Source organism: Ciceribacter sichuanensis, from assembly GCF_024055605.1.
Lineage (GTDB): Bacteria > Pseudomonadota > Alphaproteobacteria > Rhizobiales > Rhizobiaceae > Allorhizobium > Allorhizobium sichuanense.
Map to the genome: position 1 here is coordinate 169738 of NZ_JAMXLX010000006.1, position 17846 is coordinate 187583.

At 62.8% G+C, this 17846-nt stretch carries 18 protein-coding genes; 11 read left to right on the plus strand and 7 right to left on the minus strand.

Features of this window, described 5'->3' with window-relative positions:
- The first annotated feature begins 316 nt into the window (after window positions 1-316).
- Together NBH21_RS18165 and NBH21_RS18170 are read left to right on the plus strand one after the other, a co-directional pair.
- On the plus strand, window positions 317-1720 hold the full coding sequence (locus NBH21_RS18165; RefSeq protein WP_250911795.1) for an aminotransferase-like domain-containing protein: 1404 nt from the start codon (window positions 317-319) through the stop codon (window positions 1718-1720).
- A gap of 152 nt (window positions 1721-1872) precedes the next feature.
- Window positions 1873-2295: a DUF983 domain-containing protein gene (locus NBH21_RS18170; protein ID WP_250911794.1), complete on the plus strand. Its 423-nt coding sequence runs from the start codon at window positions 1873-1875 to the stop codon at window positions 2293-2295.
- Between the two features lie 116 nt (window positions 2296-2411).
- Here NBH21_RS18170 and NBH21_RS26090 read toward each other — a convergent pair whose 3' ends face one another.
- Window positions 2412-2540, minus strand: coding sequence for a hypothetical protein (locus tag NBH21_RS26090; RefSeq protein ID WP_280924816.1), 129 nt, complete (start codon window positions 2538-2540; stop codon window positions 2412-2414).
- A gap of 5 nt (window positions 2541-2545) precedes the next feature.
- Entirely contained in the window at window positions 2546-3037 is a 492-nt protein-coding gene (locus NBH21_RS18175; RefSeq protein ID WP_250911793.1) for a nucleoside deaminase, read from the minus strand.
- A 104-nt stretch (window positions 3038-3141) separates the two neighbouring features.
- Here NBH21_RS18175 and NBH21_RS18180 point away from each other — a divergent pair, with 104 nt between their 5' ends.
- The 3 genes from NBH21_RS18180 (at window position 3142) to NBH21_RS18190 (ending at window position 7493) form a co-directional block, all read left to right on the plus strand.
- On the plus strand, window positions 3142-4065 hold the full coding sequence (locus NBH21_RS18180; RefSeq protein ID WP_250911792.1) for a LysR family transcriptional regulator: 924 nt from the start codon (window positions 3142-3144) through the stop codon (window positions 4063-4065).
- Between the two features lie 100 nt (window positions 4066-4165).
- Window positions 4166-5149 (plus strand): adenosine deaminase, encoded by a 984-nt coding sequence (gene add / locus NBH21_RS18185; protein ID WP_250911791.1) that lies wholly within the window; start codon window positions 4166-4168, stop codon window positions 5147-5149.
- 352 nt (window positions 5150-5501) lie between these two features.
- A complete protein-coding gene (locus tag NBH21_RS18190) occupies window positions 5502-7493 on the plus strand; it encodes an FUSC family protein (RefSeq protein WP_250911790.1) in 1992 nt (663 codons plus the stop codon).
- 26 nt (window positions 7494-7519) lie between these two features.
- Here the strand turns inward: NBH21_RS18190 and NBH21_RS18195 are convergent, their stop codons facing one another.
- From NBH21_RS18195 to NBH21_RS18215, 5 genes are all read right to left on the minus strand, one after another.
- Window positions 7520-8074: a DsbA family protein gene (locus NBH21_RS18195; RefSeq protein WP_250911789.1), complete on the minus strand. Its 555-nt coding sequence runs from the start codon at window positions 8072-8074 to the stop codon at window positions 7520-7522.
- The gene (locus NBH21_RS18200; RefSeq protein ID WP_250911788.1) at window positions 8071-8802 is read right to left on the minus strand and encodes a redoxin domain-containing protein; all 732 of its coding nucleotides are present in this window, start codon (window positions 8800-8802) and stop codon (window positions 8071-8073) included. Before NBH21_RS18200 ends, NBH21_RS18195 begins: the two co-directional genes overlap by 4 nt.
- A gap of 75 nt (window positions 8803-8877) precedes the next feature.
- Complete coding sequence (locus tag NBH21_RS18205) at window positions 8878-9858, minus strand: alpha/beta fold hydrolase (protein ID WP_250911787.1); 981 nt, start codon at window positions 9856-9858, stop codon at window positions 8878-8880.
- 23 nt (window positions 9859-9881) lie between these two features.
- Window positions 9882-10349, minus strand: a complete 468-nt coding sequence (locus NBH21_RS18210; protein ID WP_250911786.1) for a DUF992 domain-containing protein — start codon at window positions 10347-10349, stop codon at window positions 9882-9884.
- Between the two features lie 26 nt (window positions 10350-10375).
- The gene (locus tag NBH21_RS18215) at window positions 10376-10894 is read right to left on the minus strand and encodes a Dps family protein (RefSeq protein WP_250911785.1); all 519 of its coding nucleotides are present in this window, start codon (window positions 10892-10894) and stop codon (window positions 10376-10378) included.
- Window positions 10895-11330: 436 nt separating this feature from the next.
- Here NBH21_RS18215 and NBH21_RS18220 point away from each other — a divergent pair, with 436 nt between their 5' ends.
- From NBH21_RS18220 to NBH21_RS18245, 6 genes are all read left to right on the plus strand, one after another.
- Complete coding sequence (locus NBH21_RS18220) at window positions 11331-13625, plus strand: FdhF/YdeP family oxidoreductase (protein WP_250911784.1); 2295 nt, start codon at window positions 11331-11333, stop codon at window positions 13623-13625.
- A gap of 253 nt (window positions 13626-13878) precedes the next feature.
- Window positions 13879-15459, plus strand: coding sequence for a sensor histidine kinase (locus NBH21_RS18225; protein ID WP_250911783.1), 1581 nt, complete (start codon window positions 13879-13881; stop codon window positions 15457-15459).
- Entirely contained in the window at window positions 15452-16087 is a 636-nt protein-coding gene (locus NBH21_RS18230) for a response regulator transcription factor (RefSeq protein ID WP_250911782.1), read from the plus strand. The genes NBH21_RS18225 and NBH21_RS18230 overlap by 8 nt, the downstream gene beginning before the upstream one ends.
- A gap of 84 nt (window positions 16088-16171) precedes the next feature.
- Complete coding sequence (locus tag NBH21_RS18235) at window positions 16172-16546, plus strand: response regulator transcription factor (protein ID WP_250911781.1); 375 nt, start codon at window positions 16172-16174, stop codon at window positions 16544-16546.
- A gap of 119 nt (window positions 16547-16665) precedes the next feature.
- On the plus strand, window positions 16666-16875 hold the full coding sequence (locus tag NBH21_RS18240; protein ID WP_250911780.1) for a hypothetical protein: 210 nt from the start codon (window positions 16666-16668) through the stop codon (window positions 16873-16875).
- A 473-nt stretch (window positions 16876-17348) separates the two neighbouring features.
- Entirely contained in the window at window positions 17349-17816 is a 468-nt protein-coding gene (locus NBH21_RS18245; RefSeq protein ID WP_250911779.1) for a hypothetical protein, read from the plus strand.
- Window positions 17817-17846: the final 30 nt, after the last annotated feature.

A 17846-nucleotide genomic window follows, 5' to 3' on the forward strand; every position in this document is an offset into this window, starting at 1 on the left:
AGCATTGTGCCAGTATTGTATTTGCCTAATTTGCAATCAAATCGTGATTTTTTGCATTCAAAAATACAGTCAATAATCGACATAGACTTGAGAAGAGTCAAAAATAGCGGCAAAGCTCTGCTGAAAACGAAATCATCAATATCAAAAATGAATGCAATCAATATGCATTCATTGCGATTTCCCGGCGTCGTCCGAGCCGGCCGGCGCGCCGGGGCAAGGGAACATGCGTCGCATTGTCCATGCTTTCGCAGGTGACATGGATGTCGGGCAACAATATACAGTCAATCATCGCCTTGACCAATGGATGCCGCACGAGATGAAGACCTGGACCCCCGACCTCAGCCGCAGCAACGGCCCTCGCTACATGGCGATAGCCGATGTCATCGAAATGGACCTGAGGAGCGGCCATCTGGTTGTCGGCGACCGGTTGCCGCCGCAGCGGGAACTCGCCAGAAGGCTCGAAATCGATTTCACAACCGTGGCGCGGGGCTATCTGGAGGCCCAGAAGCGGGGCCTCGTCAGCACCCATGTCGGTCGCGGAACCTTTGTCACCGGCGGCGCCGACAGGGAGCGTCGCGGCTTCATCTCGGATGCCATGCCGGATCCGCGCCGGGCGTCTGTCGTAGACTTCTCCATGAACATGCCGCCGGAGCCGGATGATCCGGACCTGATCGCGCGCATGCGCGAGGGGTTCTCATCCGTGGCCACGAACCTTGTGCCGCTCCTGCGTTACCAGGGTTTCGGGGGTGCGGGCATGGACAAGGAGGCAGCCGCCGCATGGCTGAGCCGCCGCGGCCTCGTGCCCTCCCAGGAGCGTATCTTCGTGACGCCCGGCGCCCATCCGACGCTGCTCGCCCTCTTCGGAATGCTGGCGAAGCCCGGCGAGACGGTGCTTTCGGAAAACATAACCTATCCCGGCATGCGCTCGATCGCCGCCCTGCTGCGGCTGAACCTTGCCGGTCTGCCGATGGACGACGAAGGCATCATCCCGGTTGCCTTTGCCGAGGCCTGCGAGATGAAGAAGCCGAAGGCGCTTTATCTCAATCCGACGCTGCAGAACCCGATGACGTTCACAATTCCGGAAAAGCGCCGGGAGGAGATCTGCGCGGTCGCGCGCAAGTATCACGTGCCGATCGTCGAGGACGACGCCTATGGCTTCATTCCGCTCCATAGTCCGCCGCCGCTCGCGGCCATGGCCCCGGACCTGACCTGGCATATCGGCGGCCTTGCCAAATGCATCGGGGCCGGCTTGCGGCTGGCCTATGTGGTGGCCCCTGACACCAAGGCGGCATGGCCGTTCGTCAGCGCCATGCGGGCCAACAACGTCATGGCCTCGCCGCTCTCGGTGGCGCTTGCCACACGCTGGATCGAAGACGGTACGGCGGACAGTATCCTGCGTTTCATCCGCAGCGAGACGGCGGCGCGGCAGAAACTCGTGGCCGATATTCTGCCGAAGGGCAGCTATCGCGGCGATCCCATCAGCTTCAACATATGGCTGCCATTGACCGGGGGGTGGACGCGCTCCACCTTCGGCAGTCACATGCGCTCCTCCGGGATCGGCGTGGTGGCAAGCGATGCCTTCGCCGTGGACGGCCCCGCCCCGGAAGCGGTCCGGGTGTGCCTCGGAGGCCCGATCCAGCGCCCGCAACTCAAGGCAGCCCTTGAGTTCATGGGCCATGCGCTGGCCAATTCGCCAGAGATGGCCGGCTCCTTCTTCTGAGACGTTTTGTTTCGCTGTCGCGTCGACCTGCCGGAATGCCTGCGGCGTTCTGGCAGGTCGACTCATTGAATGCATTCATGTAGCTTGAAATGAATGCATTCAATATCGACATTGATTGCTCCTGATTGCGCGCTCTGACAAGGAACGATGTCATGCGAACCGAATGGCCCTCCCTCCCCCCGATGCAGACAGGCATTCGCGGTCGTTGCCCCCGGTGCGGCCAGGGGCATCTCTTCAAGGGATTTCTGACGCTCAACCAGAGATGCGAGGCGTGCGGGCTGGACTATTCCTTTGCCGATCCCGCTGACGGTCCCGCATTCTTCGTCATCTGCTTTGCCTGCGTGCCGAGCGTGGCCCTCGGTGTCTGGCTGGAAGTGCAGTTCCAGCCGGCCTGGTGGGTCCATCTCCTCGTCACCATTCCCTTCATGTTCCTAACCTGCATCCCCCCGCTGCGCCCGCTGAAAGGTTGGCTGGTGGCGAGCCAGTATTTCTATAAGGCGGAGGAGGGGAAACTCGTAAGAGCCGCCGCGCCGGCCGCAGGTCCTGCGAACGCGGAGACAGTCCGTTCCCCCTGAGAGCTGCGGGTGCCCCCTTCGCTGAGATGACTGTCGAGCGTCGTGGTGCCGAAGGAGCCGTAGGATGGCTTGTCGAAGATGGCCTCGCCCGCAATGGGCGCCACTTCCAGCACGATTTACGAGCTCGGTTCGCCGCGTATGAGATAGCGCCCGCGCGGCCCCCGGTTGCCGACGATCAGCGCCGTATTGGCGATCGCGAAATCGTTGCGGGCCGGAAACGGATAGGGCTTTGTCGGCAATTGCACCGGGATCAGTCCCACACGCCTTCGTGCACGGCGGCGGCTTCCTCCACCAGCATGGGGCCGATGACCTCGATCTCCCGCTGGCCGGCGGCGAAGACCGTGCGGCAGGGCAGGTCGAGCGTCGGGTTTTCCGGGTGGTTGCCGGTGATGGTTTTCAACTGCGCTTCCGAAAGGCCGTAGACCACCCGCTTCAGGCCGGTCCAGTAGACCGCGCCGGCACACATGGCGCAGGGTTCGGCGGAAGTATACATCGAGCATTCCGCCAGGAACTTCGGCTCGTAGCCGGTGGAGGCGCGCGTCATCAGCACCCGCTCGGCATGGCCGGTCATATCGTGATTGGGCTGATAGGCGTTGTGCTGCGTCATCAGCACTTCGCCATCCGGTCCGACGAGGATGGCGGCGAAGGGGTGGTTGCCGCTCTCCTTCGCTTTTGCCGCCTCTTCAATGGCGCGGCGAAGCAGCTTTTCATGGTCGAGCGGGGCGTGGGCGCTGTCGGTCATCGAGGGACTCCATATCGGTCATACCGCTAGTTTCCCCACATCGAGCGTTGTTTACAAGCATCGCAATTTGCACATAGTGTGCTGAAAATTCGTACGGTTTCGCCATGACGCTCATTTCCACCTCCGCATTGCTGCTCGACGAGGTTGCCCGCACCGGATCGATCCGCAAGGCGGCCGAGCGTCTGAACATCTCGCCCTCGGCCCTTAACCGGCGCGTTCTCAACCTCGAGGCCGACTATGGCGTGAAGCTCTTCGAGCGCCTGCCCCGCGGCGTGCGGCTGACGGCGGCGGGCGAACTGCTGATCAACGACATCCGCCGCTGGCGGGCAGATCACGAGCGCCTGCAGGTGCAGTTGCAGGAAATGCAGGGCCTGCGGCGCGGCCATGTCACGATCGGCATCATGGAATGCCTGGCCGGCTCCTTCGCGCAGACGCTTTTCGACGAGGTGCAGAACCGGTTTCGCGGGCTGACGCTGGAACTGTTCGTCGGCGGCACGCGGCAACTGCTGCAGCGGCTGATGGCCGGCGAATTGAACATGGTCGTCTGCTTCAATGCCCCGCCGCAGCCCGATCTGACCAAGCTCCTCTCCTTCGACGTGCCGGCGGGCATCGTGATCGCACCCGGCCATCCGCTGGCGGGCAAAAGCGCGGTGCGGCTCAGCGAATGCCTGGAATATCCCCTCATCCTGCCGGATTTCTCGCTGGCGACCCGCAGCCTGATCGACCGGGCCATGGCCTCGGTTTCGGCAAGCCCGGTGCCGAGCGCTGTCACCAATTCCACCCGGCTGATGAAACAGCTTGTGCGGGACGGCCGTCACATTGCCTTTCTCGGCGTCGTCGATCTTCTGGACGAGATCAACGAGGGCAGCCTCACTTTCGTGCCCCTGTCGGACGGGCGACTGCCGCAAGAGGCGCTGGCACTGGTCATCCGCAACTCCCAGCCGACGACACCTGCCGTGGCGGCGCTGCAAAATCTCCTGCGCAGCCAGCTTCTGGCGCTGCCGTTGCCCTCTGTCGAAGCGGAATAGCGTTGTGATTTTTCGCACGCTACGAGCGAAACTCTGATCTTGTGCGCACAGGTCAATCTCTTCATCGTCAGGCAACGAAAGACCGGAGGGGAGAAACGCCATGGACTTCCTGAGCCTGCCGAAGGCCGAAATTCACATTCATCTCGAAGGCTGTTTCGATCCCGAGGATATCGAGGCGCTGGCGAAGGATGCGGGCGTGCCGCTGCCGCGCAGCCGGGAAAACCTCTACGATACCTCCGGCCTTTCCAATTTCCTCGCCTTTCTCGACTGGACCTGCGGTCTGGTGCGTTTTCGCGAGCAGCTTGCCGGCGCGGCCTATGCCTTTTCCCGCCGCATGCATCTGTCGGGCGTTCGCTATGCCGACGTCATCGTCAATCCGACCCACTGGACCCATTGGCACCACAGGATCCCGGATATGATCGATGCGCTCGACGGCGGCTTTGCCGCGGCCGAAGAGGACGGTTTTGTGCCTGCCAAACTCTGCATCAGCCTGTTGCGCAAGCAGACTTCGGAACAGGCGATCGAGCTGGTCGAGCTGCTGACGGCGCTGAAGCATCCGCGCGTCGTCGCACTTTCCGTGGATGGCAACGAGGCTGCCGCCGGGCGTACCGGTCCGCGCTTTGCCGAAGCCTATCGGCGGGCGGCCCAAGCCGGCCTGCGGCGCACTGCCCATGCCGGAGAATCCAGCGGACCGGAAGGTGTCCGCGACGCACTCGATTTCCTGCGTGTCGAACGCATCGACCATGGCGTCCGGGTCATCGAGGATGCGGAACTGGTCAAGCGGCTGGTCGACGAACAGATCGCGCTCGGCATCACGCCGACCTCGAACATCACTCTCGGCCTCTATGGCGGCTATGACAGCCATCCCTTCGAGGCGCTGCGCAAGGCGGGCGTGCCGGTTTCCGTGAATACCGACGACCCCTCGCCCCTGTCCATCAGCCTGCCGCAGGAATATGCCAACATGGCGAACGCCAACGGCTGGGACAAGGAAACGGTTCGCGCTGTTGCCCGCACCTCGATCACCGCATCCTTTGCCGAACCCGAACTCAAGGCCTCCATGCTACGCGACCTCGCGGACTGGTAAGACCTTCCTTCTCGCGATTTTCGCCTTCAGACCGGCGCCGACGATCCGTCGCGCCGGCCTGCCGCATTGTGACAAGAGAACCGGTCGCCGGCCCGTTGGTGCTCGTCCGCAGGGTGCTGGCGGGGTGTCAGAAGGTGCTCGAAATTCCCACCTCAGCACATTTTTCGCGCGTCTGCGCGGTGCGACCAAAGAATGATGCTGCATCGCACAAAAGATTCCAAAATGATCTTTTTCCTGCCGCAATAGCGATGGCAAAAGAAATTGCCGAGAATCAAGACTGCCCCCTCAACCTCCTGTGAATCCACGCGAACCGCGGCCTCCCCGTGGTTGTCTTCCTGACGATTGCACCCCGATGACCAAGCCTGTCGCCACGCTGCGCGATCTGATGACGAAATGCGGTTTCGACCTTCCGAAACTGACCTATAGCGCCTGGGTGGCGCTAACTGCTTTCCTCGCGATGGTCGTCGCGTGGAGCCTGGGCCTCAACCATCCGCAGTGGGCGGCGATCACCGTTTTCGTCACCATCCAGCCAAGCCGCGGCCAGATCATCGAAAAGAACGTCTACCGCTTTGTCGGTACGCTTTCCGGTTCGGTGGTCGGCCTTCTGCTGCTGACCATCGCCAACGGCAACAGCGCCATCATTTCAGCCGGTCTGGCGATCTGGAGTGCCGCCTGTCTTTTTGTCGGCACGCTGCAGCGTTCCTATCGTTCCTATGGCACGGTGCTTGCCGGCTATTCCGCCATCATCGTCGCCATGAACAATGTCGGCCCGCCCGACATGGTCAAATGGGTGGCGATGGACCGGGTGGCGGCCATCATGGTCGGCATCGTCGCGGGCATCGCGCTCGGCTACCTGCTGGCACCGGCATCGAGCCGCACGGAGATGGAACAGAAGACCCGGCGCATCCTCGCCGACATCTTCGGCATGGCCGCCGCCAATCTCGGGCGCGACGGGCTGGCGAGGGTCGGCCAGCTCTACAAGGTGACGGCCGCCGCCGCCGAGCTTTCGGCGGAGCTTTCCACGATGTCGAGCGGCCGTTCGGGTGCCCATCATCTCACCGATCCGCTGACCGACGTTCTGGTCTGTGCGACCAATCTGCTTTTGACCAGCGCGCGGGCGAAGAGCAATCCCGAGCTGGCGGAAGCCTTCGGCGAAATCGCCTCCAGACTCCATGGGCAGACCGACTTTTCCGGCGTTCACGGACGCCTGACACGGCTTCTGTCGAAGACCGACGACCCGCGGCTGGAAGAGGCGATCATCGCGCTCGCTTCATCGATCCCGGATGAGGACGGCAGCGACCGGGGCATGGCGCTTGCACCGCCGGAAGGTGTTGCATGGCAATCCGACTGGCGCGGCGCGACCCAGGCGGCAGCGCGGATCTTCTTCGTCACCGGCTCGATCGGTCTCGTCTGGGCGCTGACCGGACAGGCGATCGTGCAGGTTGCGCTGATTTCCTCCGCTATCGTCATTTCTCTGGCGTCGAGCGGCGTGTCGCCGTCCCGCGCCATGCGCGACGTGGCCATCGGTCAGCTGATCGCGGCCGTCACCGCATGGTCCTGCGAGACTTTCCTGTGGGCGCAAGGGGCAAACGGCTGGCAGCAGGTGGCGGCGATGACGCCGTGTTTCCTGCTGTTCGCCTTCATCCGTTCGCATCGCCGCATCTCGCTTTCCGCCACCGACTATGCGCTGACGCTGCTTCTGCTGCTGACCCCGACCCATGCCGTCTATGTCGAAACCTTCCCGGCGCTCGCCAAGGCGATCCTCGCCGCAAGCGGCGGCCTGATCGGCTATATCGCCTTCCGTTTCCTGTTCCCGATCAACGCGACACGCCGGCGCAAGATGCTGTGGGAGATGATCAAGAGCGAGCTTCAGGCCATCGCCATGGCGCAGGCCGGACGCGGCTCCGCCAGCGCGTGGCGGCTGCGCTTCGTGGCGCGGTTCCTCAAGATCACCAACTGGACCTTCCACGAGTTGCAGAGCGGCGAGCGCCCCGAGATCACCATGCGCAAGGGGCTGCTGACCCTTTCGCTCGGCGATGTCGTCTTCGGCTGTCGCGCGGCGCTGCGCCAGACCTCCGTGCCGCCCGACCTGCGCCGGGCGATCGAGGCGGTGCTACAGCGCATCGGGCGCAGCAAGCGGGAGAACCACAGGCTCATCAGCTCCCTGAAGCTTCTCAACCAGCGTTTGGACCGGCATTCGAAGGATGCCCCCGATATCGAGCGTCTCAAGGATTTCACCGAAGACGTGCTTGCCCAGCTCGACGATCTCCAGCATCTGCGCGGCGCGCCGCTCGGCGCTTCCCATCCGCAGGAGCCGGTGATTTCCGAAATGGGCAAGGCCTGATCTGGCTGCCGGCATCCGGGGCAGGTTCAGGCCTGTCCCCGCATGGCCGCATGCCGGACCTCCTGCAGGATTTCCCGCAGCACTTCGACCAGCGTTTCCGCTTCGCGCGGACCGTCATAGCGCAGGCCGTTAATGAACAGGGTCGGCGTGCCGTTGACGCCGCTTCTGAGGCCCCCGCGGAAATCGTCCTCGATCTTCCCGTCGAAGCGGCCGGCGAGACCGCGGGCAACAGTGAGCGGTGGAATGTCGAGAAGCTTGGCGTAACGGTTGAGGTCATCCTCGGTCAGCGCTGTCTGGTTTTCATAGAGCAGGTCGTGCGCCTGCCAGAAAAGCCCCTTGCTTCCGGCCGTCTCGGCAAATTCGGCGGCGCGCATGGCATGCGGATGGATCTCGGCGAGGGGAAAGTTGCGGAACACGAAGCGGAGATCGTCGCCCATGGCCTTCTGCACTGCTTTCAGGACGGGATAGGCCTCGCCGCAATAGGGGCATTCGTAATCGCCATATTCGACCATGGTGATGGCGGCGGTGGCCGGACCCTGAGCGTGATCCTGTTCTGTGACGGGGATGGCGAGCCGGTTCATGCCCGTGCCTCCTTGATTGAGGAAGCCGCGGCAAGGCCGTCCAACGCTTCCAGAATGCCGTCGACGCCGGGATTGATGCCGAGCGGCGAGACATAGCTCCAGCGGATGACGCCGTCCCTGTCGATCACGAAGAGCGCGCGTTCCGTGATGCCGTCGGTATCCCGGTAGACGCCATAGCGGCGGGCGACTTCGCCCTTGGGTTCGAAATCGGCCAGCAGCGGGAAATGCAGGTTGCGGGCCGAGGCAAAGGCCGCATGACACCAAACGCCATCCACCGATATGCCGATCAGCTGTGCGCCATGGGCGTGGAATTCGGCGTGCGCGGCGTTGTAGAGGGCCATCTGGTCGCCGCAGACGGGGCTCCAGTCGGCTGGGTAGAAGGCCAGAATGACGGGAGCGCCGCGAAGGTCTTCCAGTGCCACGATCTGGTCAGGGGTCGAGTGCAGGCTGAAGGCCGGGGCCAGCGTGCCGGCTTCCAGCGCCTTTCGGGTTTCGGTATCGGACATGATTTCAAGCTCCTTCGGGCTTGTGTCGGGCGGCATCCGGTCCGTGAAGACCCGGACCGTGCTTGCGATGACGGGGGAAAAGGGTTCGTCCTGAATGCGGAAGCCCGCGTCGTCGCAAGGGTGCGGCGGCAGCGGAAGCTCCAGCTGCAGGTCTTCCATCTCGGGAAGGCTTGCGATGCTGTCGCGGATGACGGGATCGTCCTGAAACGCTTGCAGTCTCATCGGCGTGACCTCCTGACGGGAATGGCATCTGTCCGCCGCCCGGCCTCGTTCCGGGCGGCGGATCGCTTCAGCCGATCAGGCCTTCACGAAGGCGAGAAGATCCGGGTTGATGACGTCCGCGTGGGTCGTCAGCATGCCGTGGGGATAACCTTCATAGACCTTCAGGGTGCCGTTCTTCAGAAGCTTGACCGACAGCAGCGCGGCATCGGCGATCGGCACGATCTGGTCGTCGTCGCCATGCATGACGAGCGTCGGGACGGTGATGGCCTTCAGGTCTTCCGTCTGGTCGGTTTCGGAAAAGGCCTTGATGCCGTCGTAATGGGCCTTGGTGCTGCCCATCATGCCCTGGCGCCACCAGTTTTCGATGGTGCCCTGATAGACCGTGGCGTTCGGCCGGTTGAAGCCGTAGAACGGGCCTGTCGGCACATCGAGGAAGAACTGCGCGCGGTTTGCCGCAAGCGCCGAGCGGAAGCCGTCGAACACTTCCATCGGCAGGCCGCCCGGATTGGAAGCGGTCTTCAGCATCAGCGGCGGAACGGCGCTGACGAGCACAGCCTTGGCGACGCGACCGGCCGGCTGACCGAATTTCGCGACATAGCGGGCAACTTCGCCGCCGCCGGTGGAGTGGCCGATGTGAACGGCATTCTTCAGGTCGAGATGTTCCATCACGGCAAAGGCATCGGCGGCGTAGTGATCCATGTCATGCCCGTCGCTGACCTGCGAGGAGCGGCCGTGACCGCGGCGGTCATGCGCCACGACGCGGTAGCCGTTCTGGACGAAGAACAGCATCTGGGCGTCCCAGTCGTCGGAGGAAAGCGGCCAGCCATGGTGGAAGACGATCGGCTGGGCATCCTTCGGGCCCCAGTCCTTGTAGAAGATCTGGACGCCATCCTTGGTTTCAACGAAATTGCCGGTCATTGGAAATTCTCCTTCTTTCAATGGTTTGGTTGTTTTCGAAAAAGCGAGTGACGGCATCGCCATCGCAGCGGTAAGGACGGCTCCGGTCAGCAGAGCATGTCTGCGGGTCAGAGCCAGTTCGATCGGATTGTCGGTCATCGCGTCTGCTCCGGGTTGAGGATTTATGGGGCGAGGCGCAGCTTGAGCGAGGTGACGCCGACGGCGATGTTGAAGCCGGTATCGCCTTCGACGGAGAGCGGCTGCAGCGACAGGTTCTTCGAACTTCCGCCGACCAGGATGTTGGCATCTGCCCCCACCCCGAGGCTCGCGCCGGCGGTGACGCCTTCATAGGTGCCCTGCAGGCCGCCCACCGGTTCGCGGGTGGCGTTATAGACCAGCCAGACCATGCGGCCCTTTTCGATGGTTCCGACATCGAGGCCGAATTCCGTGATGTTGCCGGTGTAATGCCGGGCAGGCTCGTTGCCGCTCGGGGTGAAGGTGCAGGCCATGTCCTGGCGGGTACCGACGATGGCGCCGATCCCGGCGGAGACGTCGCAGTCGAGCTGGCCGACCTCGGCGCGTTCCGCATGAGACACGCCGGGAGCCAGCAGCATGCCGGCTGCGAGCAGGGTGAAGACGGTGGTTTTCATCGGGCGATCCTCTTCGAAAGCCGGGTTCAGCGGCCGCGGCGGGTCGTTTCGAACAGGAACCACGCACGGCGTTCCGTCTCGTCGATCCAGTTTTCAAGGATGCTGGTGGTGGCGTGATCGTTGTAGGAGGAGGTCAGCGTGTGCAGCTGGCGCATGATTTCCACGAGCTGCAGGTTGTCTTCGCGAAGCTCGGCGAGCATGTCGTCGGGAGTGACGAAATCCGCATCATTATCCAGGAGACGCTGTACCCGGGCGATATGGCCGATGGAGCGCAGCGTGGTTCCGCCGATCTTGCGGGCGCGCTCGGCGATGTCGTCGGTCATGGCGAAGATCTGCTCGCCCTGCTCGTCGAGCATCAGATGATAATCGCGGAAGTGCGGGCCAGAGACATGCCAGTGGAAGTTCTTCGTCTTGATGTAGAGGGCGAAGACATCGGCGAGCAGCGCAGTCAGCGCGGCGGAGATTTCGCGGGTGGCGTCGGCGCCGAGATCGGTCGGCGTGGCAAGCGGAAGCTTGCGGGTTCTGGTGGCTGAGGTCATGTCCATGATGGTTCTCCTTGGGTCTGAAAGGGCTTGTTCGAATGGGTCTCGATCCGCCGCTCGATTGCCTGACAGCGTGGTGTCCGGCTGCGGCGTCTGATCGGCCTTGAGGATGCGAGGAGAACCGCGTCGGCGAAATCGCCAGCTGGTACAGGCGGCCCCATACCTAAGTGTAGTTATGCCGGAAGCGGGAGCGGGCTAGCTTCTGGTCATCGCCTCAACCGCCTCGAGACGATTTGCTTGCAAAAGCACACTGGCTTCGGTGTCCTCCCCTCCGCCGAAGCCGCGGATCCGCCCCCGAGATCCGCCAAGGCCGTCTCCGCCGCCCGGAGACGGCCTTTTTTTGAAAGCACCGGCCGGGAACCTTAAACCAGCGTTCCCCTTTCGCGTTTGTCGGATGCCACCGCGTTCAGAAACCCCGAGTTCTCAAGGAGTTGCCGAGATGAAAGATCAACGCCCGGAAGGTATCGAACGATACAGCCATCCCGCCGGCGGCTGGGATGCGCTGAAAGCCGTTGCAAAAACACTCGCGCATCAGCAGGTGGTGGCGCAGGGAACCATGACGCTCCTGAAGGCGAACCAGCCGGAAGGTTTCGATTGCCCCGGCTGCGCCTGGCCCGATCCCAAGCACACCTCCTCGTTCGAATTCTGCGAAAACGGCGCCAAGGCCATCACCTGGGAATCGACCGCAAGGCGCTCCGGTCCGGAGTTCTTCGAAAGCCACACCCTATCAGAGCTGTGGGGCTGGAGGGATCACGATCTGGAAGATGCCGGCCGGCTCACCGTTCCCCTGCATTACAACGCCGAACGCGACCGCTATGAACCGATCGAATGGGACGACGCCTTCCGCCTGATTGCGCGGGAACTGAACAGGCTCGGCAATCCCGACGAGGCCGAGTTCTACACCTCCGGCCGCGCCTCCAACGAGGCCGCCTTTCTCTACCAGCTTTTCGTGCGCGCCTATGGCACCAACAATTTTCCGGATTGCTCCAACATGTGCCACGAGGCGACGAGTGTCGGGCTTCCGAAATCGATCGGGGTGGGCAAGGGCACGGTGACGCTGGAGGATTTCGATCATGCCGATGCGATCTTCTCCTTCGGCCACAATCCCGGCACCAACCATCCGCGCATGATGACGACGCTGCACACCGCCGCCCGCCGCGGCGTGCCGATCGTGGTGTTCAACCCGCTGAAGGAACGGGCGCTGGAACGCTTCGCCGCCCCGCAGGACCCGGTGGAGATGGCAACGCTTTCCTCCACCCGGATTGCCTCCGCCTATCATCAGGTCCGCACCGGCGGCGATCTCGCCGCGCTGAAGGGCATCATGAAGGCCGTCCTCGAACTGGACGCCATCGACCTGCAGGCGGGCGGAGCCGGTCTGCTCGACCGCGCCTTCATCGCGGAACATACGACCGGTTTCGAGGCCCTCTTCGAGGATATCGGCAGGACGTCGTGGGAGAGCATCGTTGCGCTCAGCGGCCTGTCGAGGGATGCGCTGGAGAGTGTCGCCCGCATTTACGTCAACGCGAAGAACGTCATCGTCTGCTACGGCATGGGCATCACCCAGCATGCGAAGGGAACAGGCAATGTGCAGCAGATCGCCAATCTCCTGATGCTTCGCGGCAATATGGGACGGCCGGGGGCGGGTATCGCCCCGATCCGCGGGCATTCCAACGTGCAGGGCGACCGCACGGTGGGAATTACCGAAATCCCCAACAAGGCGTTGCTCGACGGCATGGAACGGGCCTTCGGTTTTCGACCCTCCGGCGAGAAGGGTCACAATGCCATCGAGGCCGTGGAGGCGATCATTGCAGGCAAATCGAAGGCGCTCGTCTGTCTCGGCGGCAATCTCGCAGTGGCCATGCCCGACCCGGACGCGACTTTCGAGGGCATGCGCCGGCTGGACCTTGCCGTTCACATCGCAACCAAGCTCAACCGTTCGCATCTCTTGACCGCCCGCACCTCGATCATCCTGCCGTGCCTCGGCCGCACCGACCTCGACACCCAGGCGTCCGGCCCGCAGGCGGTGACGGTGGAGGACTCCATGTCGATGGTTCACGCCTCGCGCGGCTTCCTCAACCCGCCGGGGGAGATGCTGAAATCCGAACCCGCCATCATTGCCGGCATGGCCCGGGCAACGCTCGGCGACCGCTACGGCATCGACTGGGAGGGACTGATCGCCGATTACGACCGCATTCGCGACAAGATCGAGGAGGTCTTTCCCGATTTCCATGATTTCAACCGGCGTGTCAGGAAACCGGGCGGCTTCCGGCTCGACGTCGCGGCCTCCTTCCGCCGTTGGAATACGGAAAGCGGCAAGGCGAACTTCCTTCTCTCCCCCGGCCTCGACGAGGATCCGTTGGTCGGCAATCCCGATGCGCTGGTGCTCACCACCATCCGCGCCCACGACCAGTACAATACGACGGTCTATGGCATGGACGACCGCTATCGCGGGGTGTTTGGCCGCCGCGACGTGATCTTCATGAACCGCGACGATCTCGCCGGTCGCGGCCTGAAGGATGGCGACCGCATCGACATTCTCGGACTGGCGGGCGAAGACGGCGCGCAACGCTTCGTCAAGGGCTTTACCGCGGTCGCCTACGATATCCCGCGTGGTTCGGCCGCCGGCTATTATCCGGAAATGAACGCGGTGGTGGCGCTCGACCATTACGACCGTCTTTCGGGAACGCCGTCCTTCAAGGGCGTGCCGATCATGATATCGGCCGCGAGTGCCTGACAAGGTGGAAGAAGGTTGCTCTGCGTGAAACACCGTTTCTGCATTGCACGCCGGGAATAGGAAAAACTGGAGCTTTTTGTACAAGGCGGCGCAGCTGAAAGCCGATACGCTCCCACCCCGGAAACGGGCACGGATACCGGCTACCAAAACCGGCCATCGGCAGGAGCGCCAAGGAAGGCGCAACCAACACCTACGTATAGGTCAGGTTGTGCACGAAAAACGCTATTGTCGTGAAAATCGCATCGGGGGAACAATGGCGATTGCGTCAACGATATTTCGCGCTCGCGATCTGGAAGGCGGAGCGCAGCATCTGGTCTTCTGCCTCGTGGCCGTCGTGCTGGCGGCGGGCGTGTTCTATGTCGATACCTATACCGACATAGAAGGCGCGATCGCGGTTCTCTACGTCATCACCATGCTGCTGGCCGCGCAGGCGACAACCCGGGTCGGCCTTTTGGCGATCTCCGGATGCTGCGCCGTGCTGGCGCTTCTTTCCTATGCCATGACCCATGGTGACGATGGCGATCTGCAATCGACCGTGCGCCTCATCGTGGCGCTTGCCGCGCTGGCCGTCACCACCATGCTGCTGATGAAAACGGAGAGCGCGCGGCTGACGCTGCTTTCCATCAATTCCGCTCTCAAGGAGAGCGAGGAGCGCTATCGCTCGATCTTCGACCGCACCCGCGTCGCGCTCTGGGAACGGGATTATTCGAAACTGCACGCCCTGCTGATGAACCTCAAGCGGCAGGGCATCTCGGATATCAGGGAATACAGCCGCGCCAATCCCGGCTTTGTCGACCGCTGCATCGACCTGATCGATGTCGTTGCCTCGAACGAGGCGGCAAGGGAAATGCTCGGGCCGAACGGATCGGCCATGGGCGCGCTGAAACGGACCATTCTCCCGACACAGGACAAGTTCATCGACGTGTTGCAGGCGATTGCCGACAACCGGCGCGTCTTCGAGGACAAGGCGGTGGTGCGCACGGATAGCGGCGAGGACAAGCTGGTGCTTCTCAGCATCAGTTTTCCGGCCGACCCGGCCTCGTTCAACCGTGTCGTGGTGAGCATGGTCGACGTGACCCAGCGCGAAATGGCGCTGAAGGCGCTCGCCGAGGCGCAGGCCGAGCTGACCAACGCTTCGAAGGCCGCGACCGTCGGCGCCATGTCGGCATCCCTTGCCCATGAACTGAACCAGCCGCTCGGCGCGATCATCGTCAATGCGCAGACGCTTCTGCGCTGGCTGGACCGCGACCCGCCGGATCTGGCCGCCGCGCGCCGTTCGGCCGAGCGGATGATCCGCGACAGCGAGCGCGCCAGCGAAATCATCCGCAACACCCGGAGCCTGCTTGCCCATGCCGACGGCAAGCTCGAAAGCTTCCGCCTGGACGACCTCATCGACGAGACGCTGACCCTGCTGGAACACGAGCTTCAGCGCAGCGGCACCACCGTTGTTGTCGAAAAGGAAGAGACGCCGCTTTTGAAAGCTGTCAGGATCGAACTGCAGCAGGTGCTCATCAATCTCATCACCAACGCCATTCAGGCGATGGACGAAGCCGGCAGCGGCGAGCGCGTCATCACCGTGCGCAAGGAAAAGCAGGATGACGATGCCATCCGCGTGACCATTCGCGACAGCGGGCCGGGAATTTCGGCGGAGGCAAAGGAAAAGCTGTTTTCGCCCTTCTTCACCACCAAGGCCTCGGGCATGGGCATGGGGCTCTCCATCTGCCGCTCGACACTTGAGGCGCGCGGCGGCAGGCTCGATGGCGGCAACCACCCGGAAGGTGGCGCGGTCTTTGCCATGTCCATGCCGATCAGACCGGAGACCGACCATGCCTGACCCGAAAAAAGCATCGAAGGAGCCGCCGGCTCCCGTCGTCTTCATCGTCGATGACGACGTGTCGATGCGCGAAGCGCTGACCGACCTCTTCCGTTCGATGAAATTCGATACCGAGGCTTTCGAGAGTGCTGCGACCTTTCTGGAAAGGGCCGATGTGAACCGTCCGGGTTGCCTGCTGCTCGACGTGCGGCTGCCCGGCGTCAGCGGCCTCGATTTCCAGGTCCAGCTCGAGCGGATTGGCAACAGGATGCCGATCATCTTCATGACCGGCTTTGGCGACATTCCGATGAGCGTCAGGGCGATGAAGGCGGGTGCTGTCGATTTTCTCACCAAGCCGTTCAAGGAGCAGGACATTCTGGACGCGGTGGCGACCGCGATGGAACGGGATGCTCGGAGCCGCCAGGAAAATGCCCATAGCGCGGCGGTGGCGGCCCTTGCGCAGAACCTGACGCCGCGCGAGCGCGAGGTGATGAATGCCGTCGTCAAGGGACTGATGAACAAGCAGATCGCCTTCGACCTCGGCATCAGCGAGGTGACGGTGAAGCTGCATCGCGGCAATGTCATGCGCAAGATGGAGGCGCGGTCCGTCGCCGACCTCGTGCGCAAGGCGGAGATGCTCGAAGGCTGAGGGCCACCTGTATCTTAGTATGGTATCTTTCGAAGGTGTGCGGGCGCATAGAAGAGGCACAGAACAGTAGAAAAGGTCGCTTCAGTGCCCCCCGTCCCCATCATTGCCGTCGTTGACGACGATCTGGCCATCCGTGAAGCCATGGATGATCTGATCAGGTCCTTCGGTTACGAATGCCGCGTGTTTTCCTCCGCGGAGGAATTTCTGGATTTCGATCCGCGATCCGCGATCGACTGCATGGTCGTGGATGTGAAGATGCCGGGCCTGACCGGCATCGAGCTGCAGGCCGAACTCAACCGTCGCCAGAGCCGCCCGCCGATGATCTTCGTCACCTCCTACGAGGATGAAAGGACGAGGAACACCGCGCTGAACGGCGGTGCGCTGGCGGTTCTGCGCAAGCCCGTCGATATCGGCGCGTTGATCGGGTGCCTGGAAACGGCACTCGGCCCGAGGGGCTGAGCGTCTCGAAATACGCCTGAACAATACCCATCAACCGGTTTTCCGTCCTTCGTTTTTCCGTATTTCCGGACGCAAAGCCGCGACACCCTTTTGCTGAAAATCCTCCAAGGAGAGAAGACATGCTGTCATTCACGCGCGCAAAACTCTCGGAAGACAACGGGGTGCTTTCCCTGAGCGTCAGCCTTTTCAACCGGCTGTCGAACAGATCCTATACCTTCCGCTGCCAGCTGGAATGCAACGAGCCGATGAAGACGGTCGGAGGCCAGCCATTCGAACGGCCGCTGGAACAGCCATCCCGAGCCGCGATAGCAGCCGTTTCCGAGCGCTGAGGCCGTCCCGCTTCTCACGAAATTCCTGCGATATACCGGGTGACCGGACGCCGGATGTCCGGGGCGAAGCCGTTTGCGGGTGAGACAAGTTCCGTCGGAACGTCGCCAAGTTTTCCGCTGCGAGCCAAAGTGTCCTCTTCTCTCATGCCGGACTTTTTCCGGCATCCAGCGGCGCGATGTCCATCGCGCGGATCTCTTGCGATCGGAGACCTGATCGCGCTGGATCCCGGCTCAGGGCCGGGATGACGACAGCCCATGCACTTCCCCGTCGCAGGATCCAGGTGCAAAAGGGACCCAGCCAGCGGAGATACCAATCCCTTCTCCATCCCGCTTAAACCTTTCGCGCATCGAAACTAGACCTCTGTATAGATGCCGGAATGCCTGCCCGGACGTAGCCTTTTCTCCAGATCGACGCAGCCTTGCCCCGCCGGGCATGCGTCCGTGAAAGACCACCCTTCACATGGAGCACGGGCATGACTTCCATCCGCAAACTGGCAGACGACCGGGTTCCATCCGGCATCAGGATCGCAGCCGCCTGCACGCTTTACGCCGTGTTGCTGATCGGCGGCGGCGTCTTTCTCTTCAAGGCGACGGAGCCGGCGCTTGCGTCTTCCGGGCCGGCCGCATCGGTCATCCCCTTCCGCATTCTGCAGCCGCAGGCGATGCAGCGCCTGACCGGGCTTTCCGAAACCGCTGACGAGGGCGAATTCCCCGCGAGCGATACCGCATCCATTGCTGATCTGGAAAACAACTCGTGCATCACCGAGCGCGCCGACAGGAAGACCGGCCGGCACGAGGATTTCGATGCCCGCACCTTCTGCCGCCTCAAGCGCCGGCTGTTCGATGAACAACCGATCGGCCGCGTCGTCCTGCTGGAGCGGGCCTCCTCCCCGCGCTTTGCTGCGGCTTCGTTGTCGAAGGCCGCATTCACACAGCCCTGATCTCCGGTCTCTGCAAAGCAAAGGAGTTTG